This window comes from Microcystis sp. LE19-84.1B (assembly GCF_027531875.1).
In the GTDB taxonomy this organism is placed as follows: domain Bacteria; phylum Cyanobacteriota; class Cyanobacteriia; order Cyanobacteriales; family Microcystaceae; genus Microcystis; species Microcystis panniformis.
The window spans coordinates 1-14,234 of sequence record NZ_JAPZSR010000250.1; the positions used below are offsets into that span (position 1 = coordinate 1).

The window sequence follows — 14,234 nt, forward strand, 5'->3', positions numbered from 1 at the left end:
TCAGTCTGTAGAGCGACCATAAGACCAGAACAGAGTAAATCTGTTAAGGCAGGTGCGGAACCCCGCAAGGGAAAGAAGCAGAAACCCAAATCGTGAGGTTTGGGAATCACCGTCCGTTTACGGCGGTGAGGATGTCAACAACAATCTCTCGAAAAAGGCGCAATCCCTTGGCTTTCAACTGGTTGAGGCTTCCTCAGCCTGAGTTAAGTTTCTCGAGAGTGAAGGGAATAGGGGTTAGGGTTTGGGCAGATTTTTCAGGAATCAGTAAACAGTAATCAGTAATCAGTGAAAATACTCCTCACCTAATACCGCTTACTGCTTACCGATAACTTAATTATTGGCTATTACCCAATTAACTAGAGTGCGGACGGGAAAACCGGTGGCCCCGGAATTATTAACGCCATTTTCCTTATCGGACCAGACGGGTCCTGCGATATCTAGGTGGAGCCAGGGAGTATTATTAATGAATTGCTTCAAAAATAAAGCGGCTGTAATGGAACCGCCTGGACGCGGGCCGGTGTTTTTCATATCGGCAATTTGAGACTTCATCCCCTCGAAATATTTTTCTTCTAGAGGCATTGGCCAGAATTTTTCGCCGGCCAATTTAGCGGCCTCTTGGATTTGAGCAGCGAGACTCTCATCGCTGCTCCATAAACCGGCGATATCTTCCCCCAAAGCGACGACACAGGCCCCGGTTAAAGTGGCTAGATCCACGATCGCATCCACCTCTAATTTTTCCGCAAAAACCAAGGCATCGGCCAGGGTTAATCGTCCCTCGGCATCGGTGTTATTAACTTCAATAGTTTTGCCGTTAGAAGCGGTTAAAATGTCCCCTGGGTGCATAGCGCGACCACTAATCATATTTTCTGTAGCCGGACAGATAAAGTGTACTTCCACTTCTGGCCGTAATTGCGCGATCGCCTTAGCTGCGCCTAGGGTGGCGGCACCACCTCCCATATCCATTTTCATGGTTTCGATGCCACTGCCGGCTCCTTTAATATTCAAACCGCCGGAATCAAAGGTTAAACTTTTACCGACGATTGCTAGTTTACGTTTCGGGGCTACTTGGGGTTTATAGATTAAATGAAGGAATTTCGGGGGAATATCCGAGGCTTTGGCTACTCCTAAGAAGGCTCCCATGCCCAAGCTTTCGCATTCTTCCTGTTCCAGAATTTTGAGACTTAATCCGTATTCGGCGGCAATTTGCTCGGCGGTTTCTGCCATGGTCAGGGGGGTGACGGTGTTAGCGGGAGCATTGACTAATTCTCTGGCCAAAATCACTCCGGAACAGATTTGCTCGGCCTTGGCGATCGCTGATGTTTGCTCTCCTAAACCCAATAACTCGACGGTTTCTAATTTGACTCCTTTTTCCTCTTTAGTGGACTTGAAGCGGGTATCCTGATGAGTGGCCAGCAGCAGCCCTTCTGCGATTGCTCCAGCAGTAGCGGACTGATCGCCAACTACCGGTAAACTGATGGCCAGAGCTTGGCTTTTTTGTTGTTTGGCCAGACGAGCGATGGCAGCGGCCGCTAGACGCAGGGTTTGCAGGTCGAAATCGGCAGTTTTTCCCAATCCCACCAGGATTAATTTGCGAATCGGACCACCACCTAGACGAGTCGCCGCACTGCTGCCTAATTTTCCCTCGAATTCCGTCTCGGAGATGAGATCCTCTAGGTTTCCCCCTAGTTTATCGTTTAATTCTGCCAATTCTCCTGCAATCTCGATGGCTCCTTCTGGTAAACCTAGGGCTAAAGTATCTCCTGTCCAAGTAAGGAGCGAGGTGTCAGTCGATCGAATATCCATTCTTTATCTCGATAATTCTTTGCAAATTGCTTCTATTAATCACTATACTGTAAGCTCTATCAGTTATCATCGATCATCTATTGAGGTTTAGTGGCTCCCTGTCAAGAATCAAGGTCTAGCTCTTGCTAAAATCATTGTCCCTGATTGCTGATGCTGACTGGGGATAACTGCCAGTGGTTCTACTACTTAGAAAAAATTACCAAGTTTGTGTTGATCCCTCAAGGAGAAATTTTTATGGAAATATCTCGTCCTAATCAAGCAGAATTAACCGCCGAAGAACAACAGGAACTAGAAAAGTTGCGAGCTATTATCGAACAGGCTAGTGTTGATGGCGTGATCACTCAAGGGGAAAGGGAAAGAATCGCTCTAACTATGAGGTCTGATGGTAAAGTAACCCTGGAAGAATTACAGTTAGTCAGAACTTTAATTACCGAAAAAGTGAGCAAAGGGGAATTAGTTCTGGATTATCTTTAAACTCTGGAAAATCGGATAAAAAAAAGACGGGGTTTTCACCCCGTCTTTTTTGTTAAGAATTATGACAAATCCTTGACTTGTGATACTAATTGTGCTACCACATCTTGAGCGCTACCAAAGAGCATAAAGGTTTTAGGATTGTAGAATAATTCATTTTCTACCCCGGCAAAACCCGATCGCATACTGCGCTTAATCACGATCGTGTGCTGTGCCTTATCCACGTCCAGAATCGGCATTCCATAAATCGGACTAGCTTTATCGTGACGGGCAGCGGGATTAACCACATCATTCGCCCCAATAATTAACGCCACATCGACGCGCTCAAACTCAGGATTAATATCATCCATATCGTAGAGCTGCGGATAGGGAACATTAGCTTCGGCCAATAATACATTCATGTGTCCTGGCATTCTTCCTGCCACGGGGTGAATAGCATATTTAACCTCAACGCCATTTTTTTCCAACTGTTCAGCCAATTCTCGCACTGCGTGTTGTGCTTGGGCCACTGCCATGCCGTAACCGGGTACAATCACCACAGAACGCGCATAACCGAGCATCATTGCCCCTTCTTCTGAATCAATAGCATGAACCGATTTATCAAGGCTAGAAGTGGCGCTCGCTTCGCCTCCGGCACTAGCACCGGTACCAAATGCCCCAAATAGTACACTAGCCAGCGATCGATTCATGGCTTTACACATGATCTGAGTTAGGATAATCCCCGACGCACCCACCAAAGCACCGGCGATGATCAACATACTATTCATCAGGATAAAACCGACTACGCTGGCGGCAAGTCCCGAAAAAGAGTTTAAGAGGGAGATAACCACGGGCATATCGCCGCCGCCGATGGGAAGCACGAATAAAGCCCCGAAAATTAAGGAAAGTCCCACCAAAGTCAGGAAAACATCGATCGAGGTGGGATCAAAAAAGAGATAGACACTACCCCCTAAAAAGGTGAGTAGCAAGAGAATGTTAAAGGGTTGCTGGAAAGGAAAAGTTACGGGTGCGCCACTGATTAATTCCTGTAATTTGGCAAAAGCGAGGACACTACCGGTAAAAGTGACACCGCCGATCAATATACCCAAAATAGCGATCAGTATCGAGTCAAAGGCAATATTTTCACCACTTTGCAGTAAACGCCAGTATTCGCCCATGGCAATTAAAGCACTGGCAGCACCGCCTAAACCGTTAAAAATCGCCACCATTTGGGGCATAGCTGTCATCGGGACTTTTTGCGCCGAAACTAAGCCGATAATTGAACCAATCACCAACGCTACGGCGATTAAACCATAGCTGAGGATTTCTTGATTGATTAAGGTGGCAATAACGGCGATTAGCATCCCAATGGCAGCCAGAAAATTGCCTTGACGGGCAGTAGCGGGGGAAGATAATTGTTTAAGACCGATGATAAATAAAATGGCGGCGAGTAGATAGGATAACTCGATCCCTGTGATCAGGGCATTATTCATGATTTAGCCTCTTTTTTCTTGAACATTTGCAGCATTCGATCGGTAACGACAAAACCACCGACCACGTTAACCATCGCCAAAATAACGGCAATTAACCCTAAAATTACGGTTAATTCGTGCCAATCCGTGCCTCCGGCGATGAGGAGCGCACCAACAACGGCGATACCTGAAATTGCATTCGCTCCCGACATCAGGGGTGTATGGAGAGTGGGAGGAACTTTATTGATCACCTCGAAACCGACAAAGGAAGCGAGGACAAATACCACTAAAGCGGTTAAAAGTTGGGCAGTCATTGGTTAAGTAAAAAGGGGATAGGGTTTGGGGATAGGGAAGTGGGGGATTGGGGAAGTGGGGAAGTGGGGGATTGGGGAAGTGGGAAGTGGGAAGTGGGGGATTGGGGAAGTGGGGGATTGGGGAAGTGGGGGATTGGGGAAATGGGAAGTGGGAAGGATAAATAAAAATAATCTCCTGTCTCCTGTCTCCTGACTCCTGACTCCTGACGACCGACTCCTGATAGCTAAAAAGCGGATAACTGTTCACTGAGGGCGGATTTAATGCGTTGGTTGCGGATTTCGCCGGCGTGGGTGACACAGGCACTATCAATGATGTCATCGGCAAAATCGAGGTTTAAACTGCCCTCTTTGCTGACTAGAAGCTGTAGCAGCATTTGCAGGTTTTTGGCATACATCTGGCTGGCATTGGTGGCCACTGTGGCAGGAAGATTAACGGCTCCGACGATTTTTACCCCATTTTCGATGATTTCTCGTCCCGGTTGGGTGTAGGCGCAATTTCCGCCCTGTTCCGCCGCTAAATCAACGATTACCGACCCCGCTTTCATGGTGGCGATCATTTCTTTGGTGACTAGCAGCGGGGCTTGTTTCCCCGGTACTTGGGCGGTGGTGATCACCACATCAGCCCGCTTAATTGGTTCGGCTAGGGCTTGACAAATGCGCTCCTGTGTGCTAAGAGAAACCTCTTTGGCGTAACCGTTATCGGCGACGGTATCTTCTTCTAGGGGCATTTCAATAAATTTCGCCCCGACACTCTGCACTTCTTCTTTGACTTGGGGACGAATATCAAAAGCCTCCACCACTGCCCCCAAACGGCGGGCGGTGGCGCAAGCTTGTAATCCGGCAACTCCTGCCCCCAATACCAGCACTTTGGCTGGGGCGATCGTACCGGCGGCGGTAGTCATCATCGGGAACATTTTCGGCAGCTGCACGGCGGCGAGGAGTACCGCTTTGTAACCGGCGAGGTTAGCCTGAGAGGAGAGGGCATCCATACTCTGGGCGCGACTACTGCGGGGAATTAATTCCATGCTCAAAGCGGTGATTCCGCGATCGGCTAATTTGGCAATGCGCCGGGGTTGACGCAGGGGATCGAGAAAGCCGATGAGGATACCACCATTTTTTAGGCGATCGATCTCGCTATCGCTAGGAGGGACGACTTTGAGAATGATATCGGCAGTTTCATAGATATATTCGCTGTTTTCGCTCAGGGCGGCTCCCACGGCACTATAGGCACTATCGGCAAAGTTGGCACTAATTCCCGCCCCATTTTCGACAATTACCTCAAATCCCGCCTTGACTAAACGGGCGACGGTATCCGGCACTAGCGCCACCCGCGCCTCGCCTTGGTCACTTTCTTTGATTACGCCGATTTTCATGGCTGGGTTTCTCCTTAATAAGTCCTTCTCTTGTCTTATGCTATTAGGGTAAGGGTTTCGTTAAATGCGATCGATCCCCTGGGATAATTTCGAGTCAAAATTGCTTTTCACTTCCATCCTAGCTATCCTCACCTTTCTGGCTCTTTTTCGGGGTGAATCTTAGGATTATCTTCAGAATTAAAGGGTTTTGAGCGGCATTGCTTGGGATTTTTTTTATAATTATGAGGTACAAAGCTTTCGTTCTGGGAAACGCCGAAACGGTTAACATTAGACGATATTCTGTCCTAGATACCAGATTAGGCTATACTTCATATTGATGAGAAGGGCTGTAATACGTCTCGACAATCTCAAAGTTTTACAGTTCTTTTAACTTCGATCGCAATTCCTCTAATTCTGCATCTACTGCTGAATCCCTGACGGTGGGTGGATGGGCAGTGTTACCCAGTAACATTTGTGCTTTTAGCCGTACCAACGCAGCTAACCACTCTTTCAGATCGGAATTAGCCAGAGCGATGGCTCTACCGACTCAGGCATTGGGAACCTGTTTTCGCAGGTATTCTTGCCCAAAACGCAAGAATATTGGCAAAATTGCTAAATTTTTGAATATTAGCCTCGCAGAATTAACCGCCCAATTAGAAGATGTAGAATCGGTTTTAGAATTAGAGAAGGCAAAAGCAGCGGATATTATTCCGAGTCGCCGCTCAATTGCCCGATCCAGAAAAGATTGCTCTGATTAAATTTTTAGTCAATACTTTAGAATTTGCCTAAAACTATGAACGACAACGAAAAACGAAAAATTGACAGCATTATCGTCCGAATTGCCTTGATTTTGGGACTGGGATTTTTAGCCGTAGAAGCAGGTCGAAATGTTATCAGCATTTCTTCTCAAAATAGCTTTCCAGAATTAGAGCAACACGTAAGAGAAGCGGAAAGAAGAGGAGAAAAAGTAAGGAGAGCCATTGAAGAAGCCAACAAACACCGACTTTCTGACCCAGATCAACCAAACCCTTAAACGAGTGAAAATTCAGGTTAGGGGCGATCAATGACATTGATCGCCACTTTACCCGCAAAAGATGGGGGATGTTTTTTCTTTATATTAGCTTCTTGTGCCAAAGACTCATCACCTTTATCTAGAGCGAGTTTAACTCTTTCTTCCCATTTTAAAACCTCAGCTTGTGCTTGGTTGTACTGTTGTTCGGCTCTTTTTTGTAAGGTAATTACTTCGATAATTGAGGAACGTAAATTAGATAAATCATCCCGCATAATAGTGATGGTTAATTATGACTAGCAATTAAGAAGATGTTAAGTATTTAAATTGCTTGTTGAGATGATGCAGGAGGCAACACCCCCCAACCCCCCCTTGCCCTAGAGTTGATTCATAGTAGGGTTAATTCATAGTAGGGTTAATTCATAGTAGGGTTAATTCATAGTAGGGTTAATTCATGGTAGGGTTAATTCATGGTAGGGTTAATTCATAGTAGGGTTGATTCATGAATCAACCCTACCCTTGCCCCCCGACGTCGGAGGAGAGAACTAATCTAGGGATAGGCGGTTAAAATGCGTCTTAGCTTATTCCCTATCTCAACGACAAAATTAATAAATAGAGACGTACCATAGATAGTACGTCTCGACGCTCTCAAAGTTTTACATTTCTTTTAACTTTGATCGCAATTCCTCTAATTCCGCATCCACTGCCGAATCCCTGACGGTGGTTGCTTGGGGTAAAGTGGGTTGACTAGAAGCTGTACCGGGTAATGCCCCGCCAGACATTTGTGCTTTTAGCAGTGCTAATTCATCATCCACATCGCTACCGGATTCTAGTCTAGCGAATTCCTGTTCGATGCCGACACCACTGATTTCACCGATCGCTTGACCACGGGCTTCTGACTCGATAACTTTTGCTTCCATGCGCTCAAAAGCGGACATGGAACTACTGGTATCGATACTGCCGAGGGTTTTTTGGAGTTCTTCGTTAGCTTTTGCGGCTCTGGAGCGAGCTACTAACATATTTTTCTTGGTTTTTGCCTCAGAAATCTTACTTTCGAGCGCAATCAAGTTTTTTCTCAGACTTTCTACCTGTACCGTTTGCTGATCCAGTTGATTTTTGAGAATGGCGGCGGTTTCCGTGAAATCTTTCTTGCGTTTAAGAGCTTCCCGAGCGAGAGTTTCATCCCCTTTAGAAAGGGCTAATTTGGCTCTTTGTTCCCATTTATTGGCTTCTGACTGGTCTTTGCTGTATTTTTGTTCCGTTTGTCGTTGTTCAGCGATCGCTCTAGCGACCGCTTGACGTACCTGTACTAGATCCTCTTGCATATCACTGACAGCTTGTTCCAGCATTTTTTCTGGATCTTCAGCCTTGCTCACCATATCATTGAGGTTAGCTCGGACAACTCGGCTAAGGCGATCGAATAAACCCATGACGCTCTTGTTCCTCTCGGTGTGTACTAAATCAGTTAACTGTTCTTAAAATTTCCTATCTTGCCTAACGGCTCATTATCCAATTTGACACTCTCCGCCCTAAAAGTGCGGAGATTCTTGGGCTGAATCCGGCCTCTACTAACTAAGTTAGCTTTGGACTTACAGTTTCATATCTAGTCCGACTACACCTATAAGGCAAGCACTCTTAAAGACTACTCCCCAAGCGTAAATTTCTGTGTGTCCCACAGTATTTAATTGTTTTGGGTTCTGACAGTTTGGACTTAATTAAACACCATTGACTGTTAGAAATTTTGAGATCACGGAGTAGGACGTTTAACCTGTTTGCTCACGTTCTCACGGTCGGAACCACTTGTGGGTATTTTAGCACAAGGCCATCCTAAAAGGACGGGGTTTTCAACCCAAATTTCTGATCAACTACAGAAGCAATCAGCAGTCAGTATTCATCAGTCAGATGTGAGTTTACTGATTACTGATTACTGATTACTGATTACTGTTCACTGAAAATACACCCCACACCCTACACCCCACATCACTCATCCAAGTTTTCTTGTTTTAACTTGAGTAATTCCGCTTCAATTTGTTTTTGTCCCTCCAAATCTTGGAATTGTCGCTCTAAGGGGTCTTTATACTGGATTAAATCGGCTTGGGATTCGGCTTCTAGGACTTTTGCTTCTAATTTCTCGAAAATAGTCCCCATCTGACTGCTGTTCAAACTGCCCATAATTTCTTGGGCTTTTTGGCTGGCGCTCGCTGATCGCAATCTGGCCAGATAAAGGCTTTTCTGTGCTTTCATCTCAGCATATTTGCGTTCAATTGTCAAGAGTTCTTTCTTTAATTTTTGTATAATAGCCGTCTGTTGTTGCAGGGAGGTTTGTAGGGGGGCGATCTGACTTTGATAGGTTTGCCATTGAGTCAAAGCTTGGCGGGCGAGTTGCTCGTTACCGTGATGTAGGGCTAATTGGGCGCGTTCGTGCCAAGTTTGAGCCGCTTTTTCCTGTTGTTGTCGTTGGCGCTCGGTGCGTTTCTGGGTAGCGACGGCTGCCGCCAGGGCTTGTCGCATTTGGATCAATTCCCCTTCCATCTCCAAGATCGCCTTTTCCAGCAGTTTTTCTGGATCTTGATTTTCCTGAATCAGACTATTGACTTGGGCGCGAATTGCTTGGCCCATGCGCTCAAACAAACCCATTACCGTCCTCCCGATACCAACCCTAATAGTTTACCGAAGTGCCGCTCCTATCAATAATGATAGAACTAGGGACGGGGGACTGGGAGGGATCGGCTGTTTCTGGGGGTGCCGGACTACTGGGAGAGGGAGAAGGGGATACTTGTAATTCTGGCGGTAACTGTTTCATTAACTCCGTGGCATCCTGTCGGTTTTGATTAGCCAGACGACGGGCTTTTTCCCGTTGAAAAAAGGGTAAATTAGCGGGTGATTCTTCTCTTTGACGCAATTCCTCTAACATTCGTTCGTTAATGACCGCGGTCGAGGGGGCGGGGTTGACTTGGGGCGGTGGTGGCGGTGGTGCCGAAACTAGGGAAGATACTGGCGGGTTGCTGGGGTCCGGGGGGGCGACGGGTAAAGATTGCTTGATCTTACTGACGGGTAATTGATGGGCGGGTATGAGGGACGGTGGCGGATTGGGCGGTAAGAGGGCATTAGTCGGATTGATAGCGGTGGGGGGACTCTGAACCACTGGTGGGGCGGGAATCTTAGCGATCGGGCTAGTTTTAACGGGAGGAGCGGGAATATTAGCGATCGCACTGGTTTGAGGAGTTTTCTGTACCGGACGAGCGATCGCTATCAATCGATCGAGGTGGCGGGAGTTATTTTGGCGCTGCTCGAGGGGGGAATTCTCAGCTTTCCTCGGGGTGGGGGTGGTGTTGGTTAACCATTGATTGAGACTGAGGAGAATATTAGCAATTAAAAAGATCACCATTGCCTGGATACCCCAAGGGGTAAAAAAGACATTTTTAGCTGGGGGATAGACTTTAATGATAGAAGCTTCTAGGTATTCTGGTTCCTGAGCGGGATCAATGGCTGAACTGGGTTGATGGACGATCGAGAGAGGCAAATCTTGGGAGGATGGGGATCGATCGGATTTCATGACGGTATTATAAGGTTATGCTGAAAAGTTAGCAGGTTTTTTCGTCCTAGTCTAACGTGGTATTCTCTAGATTTTCCCTATGTCTTTACATTCTCTTGCCAAAATTTTGGCGGCTATTACTCAACAGGAGGGTTGGGAAGAATATCGCCACTATGATCAAGTGCTGCAATTATGGCCAAAAATTATTAATCCCCGTCTGCTGGAGCAAACCCGGCCTTTTTCCCTCAATCGCGGGGTTTTATCGGTGGCTACCAGTAGCGCCACTTTAGCACAGGAATTGTCTTTACAACGCTATAGCTTATTAAAACGGCTTAATAGTCAGTTAGAGACTCCCCTGAGCGATATCCGCTTTTCTGCTGCCCGTTGGCAGCAAGAGAGTCAGTTAACTCCCCCAGAAGCGATCGCACCTAAATCCCTGAGAGATCATCCTAGTTATGTTATCCCGGAAAAACCGCAGGAAAATCCCCAGCAACCAGACAGTTTAGAGAGTTGGAGCCAGAAAATAGTTCACAGAACCCGATCTTGGCCGATTTGTCCTCGTTGTCAGTCTCCCAGTCCCTCCGGAGAGCTTGAGCGTTGGCAATGTTGTGCTTTTTGTTTTGCCCAGTCGGGCGGGGTAAAAGATGCAATTTTTTTATAGTCTTGTGGAAAGAGTGGTTTTGAGTCAGGAATCAATTGGCCGATCTTTTCTGTCTTAATTGAACCTGTATTCATCAATTCTATTCAGCTAAGGCTTGATCCCCGCTTTGTTATCGCCGATACTAGAGCCGATAACCTCGGCCAAAACTGAGTTTAACTCCTCAGTTTTGAGACAATGCTGCTTTTTGCAAAGTAACTATTAAAAGATTCTAAAAATAAAATTTTTTTTGGGGATCACTAAAAACTATATGGCATATCAGTTCTAGCTGTGGTAGTCGGGAAAATACCCTTGGCACGGGGTAGGACAATATTACACAGAGCAAAAAGAGAGTCATCCCTTGAGTTCCCTATAATGATCTTCCTTTTAAAGCCAACCCATGCAAGCCGCAAACTTTCTTACTTCTTCCTGTCGATACTGCCGATACTATCAAACCCAAGGTCGGCGCGGTGGCACTTGTCAACAACTAGATGTTCCCGTCGAAGCTCATTGGAAAGCCTGCGCTCTAGCGATGCCTCCTTTTAGTGCTGAATGGCAACAACTCAATCGGGTGGTTAGTTTAGAACAGTCTCTAGAATTAACCTGTGCAGTGTCGCCAACTCCCGTGGTGGTTTCCCCTCGTCGTCATGCTCCCCGACAACCGATCGCGGTTTAGAAGATCTGGGGACTAAACAGGAGCAAAAAATTGGCGTTGCCCATTTAAAATATGAATTCACCCCTCCACATCTTTTAGGGCGCTATTTTTGAGATAATAGATGAGTTGATTGCCAAGATAAAGCGTCGCCAGAATGCCTCTGATGACTTCTCATCGTCCCCTAAAAATTGGTATAGTTGGCACAGGGTTCGCCGCTCAACGTCGCGCTGAAAGCTTGCAAGCGGATGATCGCGCGCAGCTTCTGCATTTTAGCGGTAATAGTCCCGAATCGATCGCTAATTTCTCGCAAAAATACCAAATTTCTGCCCTAGATTCGGCAGTAAGCCTTGCCAGCCATCCCGATCTCGATCTGATTGTCATTGCCAACGTTAATCAGGCCCATGCCTCGATCGCCCGTACTGCCTTAAAATCCGGTAAGCACGTTATCGTCGAGTATCCCTTGGCTTTCCACCCGGCAGCGGCAGCAGAATTAATCACCCTAGCCGAAACCGAGAACAAATTACTGCACGTCGAACATATTGAACTTTTGGGGGGACTCCATCAAACCCAACAGCAGTATTTAGCCAGCCTCGGCAATATCCACCTAGCCCGTTATACCACAATCTCCCCCAGCAGACCAGCACCCCGGCGCTGGACATTTCATCGGGATTTATTCGGTTTTCCTTTGATCGCTGCCCTTTCTCGTATCCATCGCTTTACTAATTTGTTTGGAGAAGTGGAGTCCGTATCCTGTCATTGTCGTTATTGGAATGCCCCAGAATCCGATTATTTTCTGGCCTGTTTGTGTGAGGCGCAGTTATTATTTAAAAATGGCTTAATTGCTGAAGTTACCTACGGTAAAGGCGAAGTTTTTTGGCAAAATGAGCGAACTTTCACTATTCATGGGGAGGGGGGCAGCGTAATTTTTGAAGGGGAAAAAGGGCAGTTAATTAATAGTGAAGGTAGCCAAGCTTTAGAAGTGGAAACCCGTCGCGGTCTTTTTGCCAAAGATACCGCCATGGTGCTAGATTATCTCTTCGATCGGGTTCCCCTTTATGTTACTCCCCAAGCCAGTCTTTATGCCCTAGAAGTGGCATACGCTGCCTATCAATCTTCTTTGTCAGGAAAAACAGTTTTTCTCGGGGCTAATTAAACCGAATTAGACTTTTTGAATTAACTTTCTGCCTAGTAAACCTTGGGGACGAACTAACAACATAATAAAGAGAATAGCAAAAGCGATCGCTTCTCGATAACCAGAATATTCTGCGGGAACAAAAGCTTCGGCAATACCCAATAATAAACCACCGATGACCGCTCCGGGGATACTTCCCAATCCCCCTAAAACAATCACTCCTAAACCTTTTAATCCAAAAGCAATGCCGAAATAGGGGCCAGCGATACTAACACTAGAACCGACTAAAGTTCCTGCTAAACCGGCCAAGGCACCACTAATAAAAAAGGTAATCACGATAAATTTTTCGGGATTGATCCCCAACAAACTGGCCGTGGTGACATCTTCAGCTACCGCTTGTAGAGCTTTGCCCATTTTGGTAAAATTAACCCAATAAGTTAGAAAAGCCACCATAACTGCTGAAACCAGAAAAATAATAATCTGAATTGTGCGAATTGCCACGGGGCGATCGGCTGTACCAAAATTAATTGCGGGAGGAAGATTGCCATAGATGTCATCGGGAAAAGTATAAATTTCTGCCCCGAATAAGTATTGAATGACATTGACAATCACCACGGCTGCCCCTAGGCTAGAAACCAGAGTTAAGAGAGAATCGGAACCCCGTACCCGGAGGGGTTTAAAGGCTAATCTTTCCAGAAGAACCGAGGTGAAACCTGAAAGGATACAGCCTAGCAAAAGTGCTAAAAAAAAGGGCAAGGAAAAGGGTAATTTGGCATTAGCTAATAAACCATTAAAACCGAAAACTCCCCCCGCTAGAGCATAGGTAAAATAGGCACCGAGGGTAAAAATTGCGCCATGGGCAAAATTGATAATACCTAAAATGGAAAAAATCAAAGTGTAACCGAGGGCAAAAATAGCATAGACACTACCGATCGATAAACCGTTTAAAACCTGTTGAAAAATCGTTACTAGATCCATTGTCAGGGTTAGCTAGGGTAACTTTTGATTATAACTGACGGTCGCCACCACATCCGGTAAAGGACGCTGGAGTTTATATAACCAGAATAAACCGAAAAGACCAACAGCGATCGCCGCTAAACTAATTATTTGTGCCATTTTCAGAGGCCCAAACATTAAACTATCGGTGCGTAGTCCCTCGATCCAGAATCTACCTAGACTGTAGGAGATAAAATAGACTAGGGTAAGGGTGCCAATTTTTAATTTACTAGGGTGTTTTAAACCCCAGAAAAATAGATAGATAAGTAGGGCAAAAACTGCCAGATTCCAGAGAGATTCGTAGAGAAAAGTGGGGTGAAAATAATCGACGGTGATATATTTTAAAGGACGACTAGCGGGAGGAATAAACAACTTCCAAGGTAAATTAGTCGGACTGCCAAAAGCTTCCGAATTAAAAAAGTTACCCCAACGTCCAATCGCTTGACCGAGAATAACTGAAGGTGCGACTAGATCGAGTAATTGCCAAAGAGAAACCCGATTAATGCGGGCAAAAATTAGGGCTGCCAGCAAACCCCCGATAATTGCCCCGTGAATAGCGATACCTCCCTTCCAAATGGCGATAATATCAGCAGGATTTTGCGCGTATTCTTGCCACTGAAAGAGAACATAGTACAGACGGGCTGCAGGTATGGCCCCCACTACTAACCAAATGGCCAAATCAGCGATTAAATCGGGATTGATCGCTCTTTTTTGAGCTAGGTACTGGGAGAGGGTGACACCCAATAATACCGCCATAGCGATGAGAAATCCATACCAGCGCACCGAAATCGGTCCGATCTCCCAGAGGATGGGGCCAGGAGACTGAAAGACAAAACCTAAGAGCATAAAATTATTAAGAATAAAAAATTTTATCTTTCC

Annotated in this window: 16 protein-coding genes; 6 read left to right on the forward strand and 10 right to left on the reverse strand. The window is 46.1% G+C overall.

The features are described 5' to 3' along the window. Positions 1–330 precede the first annotated feature (330 nt). A complete protein-coding gene (locus O9324_RS14820; RefSeq protein WP_288140577.1) occupies positions 331–1,803 on the reverse strand; it encodes a leucyl aminopeptidase in 1,473 nt (490 codons plus the stop codon). 234 nt (positions 1,804–2,037) lie between these two features. Here O9324_RS14820 and O9324_RS14825 point away from each other — a divergent pair, with 234 nt between their 5' ends. After that, on the forward strand, positions 2,038–2,277 hold the full coding sequence (locus O9324_RS14825; RefSeq protein ID WP_288140578.1) for a hypothetical protein: 240 nt from the start codon (positions 2,038–2,040) through the stop codon (positions 2,275–2,277). Between the two features lie 59 nt (positions 2,278–2,336). On the opposite strand, the gene O9324_RS14830 is transcribed toward O9324_RS14825, so the two are convergent. The 3 genes from O9324_RS14830 to O9324_RS14840 all read right to left on the reverse strand — a co-directional run bounded on the left by O9324_RS14830 (position 2,337) and on the right by O9324_RS14840 (position 5,412). Continuing rightward, entirely contained in the window at positions 2,337–3,746 is a 1,410-nt protein-coding gene (locus O9324_RS14830) for an NAD(P)(+) transhydrogenase (Re/Si-specific) subunit beta (RefSeq protein WP_002774886.1), read from the reverse strand. Beyond that, positions 3,743–4,039 (reverse strand): NAD(P) transhydrogenase subunit alpha part 2, encoded by a 297-nt coding sequence (locus O9324_RS14835; RefSeq protein ID WP_002733247.1) that lies wholly within the window; start codon positions 4,037–4,039, stop codon positions 3,743–3,745. Before O9324_RS14835 ends, O9324_RS14830 begins: the two co-directional genes overlap by 4 nt. 224 nt (positions 4,040–4,263) lie before the next feature. Beyond that, the gene (locus O9324_RS14840; protein ID WP_002766911.1) at positions 4,264–5,412 is read right to left on the reverse strand and encodes a Re/Si-specific NAD(P)(+) transhydrogenase subunit alpha; all 1,149 of its coding nucleotides are present in this window, start codon (positions 5,410–5,412) and stop codon (positions 4,264–4,266) included. Between the two features lie 512 nt (positions 5,413–5,924). Between O9324_RS14840 and O9324_RS14845 the strand changes: the two genes are divergently transcribed. Further along, complete coding sequence (locus tag O9324_RS14845) at positions 5,925–6,149, forward strand: hypothetical protein (protein WP_287627192.1); 225 nt, start codon at positions 5,925–5,927, stop codon at positions 6,147–6,149. 35 nt (positions 6,150–6,184) lie between these two features. Next, a complete protein-coding gene (locus tag O9324_RS14850) occupies positions 6,185–6,424 on the forward strand; it encodes a hypothetical protein (protein ID WP_002797307.1) in 240 nt (79 codons plus the stop codon). A 17-nt stretch (positions 6,425–6,441) separates the two neighbouring features. Here the strand turns inward: O9324_RS14850 and O9324_RS14855 are convergent, their stop codons facing one another. From O9324_RS14855 to O9324_RS14870, 4 genes are all read right to left on the reverse strand, one after another. After that, positions 6,442–6,675: a PspA/IM30 family protein gene (locus O9324_RS14855; protein ID WP_287627191.1), complete on the reverse strand. Its 234-nt coding sequence runs from the start codon at positions 6,673–6,675 to the stop codon at positions 6,442–6,444. Between the two features lie 381 nt (positions 6,676–7,056). Beyond that, a complete protein-coding gene (locus O9324_RS14860; RefSeq protein ID WP_002766919.1) occupies positions 7,057–7,830 on the reverse strand; it encodes a PspA/IM30 family protein in 774 nt (257 codons plus the stop codon). A gap of 550 nt (positions 7,831–8,380) precedes the next feature. After that, entirely contained in the window at positions 8,381–9,037 is a 657-nt protein-coding gene (locus tag O9324_RS14865) for a PspA/IM30 family protein (RefSeq protein WP_002766930.1), read from the reverse strand. A gap of 22 nt (positions 9,038–9,059) precedes the next feature. Then, complete coding sequence (locus tag O9324_RS14870) at positions 9,060–9,956, reverse strand: hypothetical protein (RefSeq protein ID WP_288140579.1); 897 nt, start codon at positions 9,954–9,956, stop codon at positions 9,060–9,062. A gap of 79 nt (positions 9,957–10,035) precedes the next feature. Between O9324_RS14870 and O9324_RS14875 the strand changes: the two genes are divergently transcribed. The 3 genes from O9324_RS14875 (at position 10,036) to O9324_RS14885 (ending at position 12,380) form a co-directional block, all read left to right on the forward strand. After that, positions 10,036–10,596: a DciA family protein gene (locus O9324_RS14875; protein ID WP_288140580.1), complete on the forward strand. Its 561-nt coding sequence runs from the start codon at positions 10,036–10,038 to the stop codon at positions 10,594–10,596. A gap of 376 nt (positions 10,597–10,972) precedes the next feature. After that, positions 10,973–11,248, forward strand: a complete 276-nt coding sequence (locus O9324_RS14880; protein ID WP_002757677.1) for a hypothetical protein — start codon at positions 10,973–10,975, stop codon at positions 11,246–11,248. Positions 11,249–11,381: 133 nt separating this feature from the next. After that, positions 11,382–12,380, forward strand: coding sequence for a Gfo/Idh/MocA family protein (locus tag O9324_RS14885; RefSeq protein ID WP_288140581.1), 999 nt, complete (start codon positions 11,382–11,384; stop codon positions 12,378–12,380). 6 nt (positions 12,381–12,386) lie between these two features. Here the strand turns inward: O9324_RS14885 and O9324_RS14890 are convergent, their stop codons facing one another. Together O9324_RS14890 and lgt are read right to left on the reverse strand one after the other, a co-directional pair. Continuing rightward, entirely contained in the window at positions 12,387–13,337 is a 951-nt protein-coding gene (locus O9324_RS14890; RefSeq protein WP_288140582.1) for a branched-chain amino acid ABC transporter permease, read from the reverse strand. A 12-nt stretch (positions 13,338–13,349) separates the two neighbouring features. Then, the gene (gene lgt / locus O9324_RS14895; protein ID WP_288140583.1) at positions 13,350–14,201 is read right to left on the reverse strand and encodes a prolipoprotein diacylglyceryl transferase; all 852 of its coding nucleotides are present in this window, start codon (positions 14,199–14,201) and stop codon (positions 13,350–13,352) included. Positions 14,202–14,234: the final 33 nt, after the last annotated feature.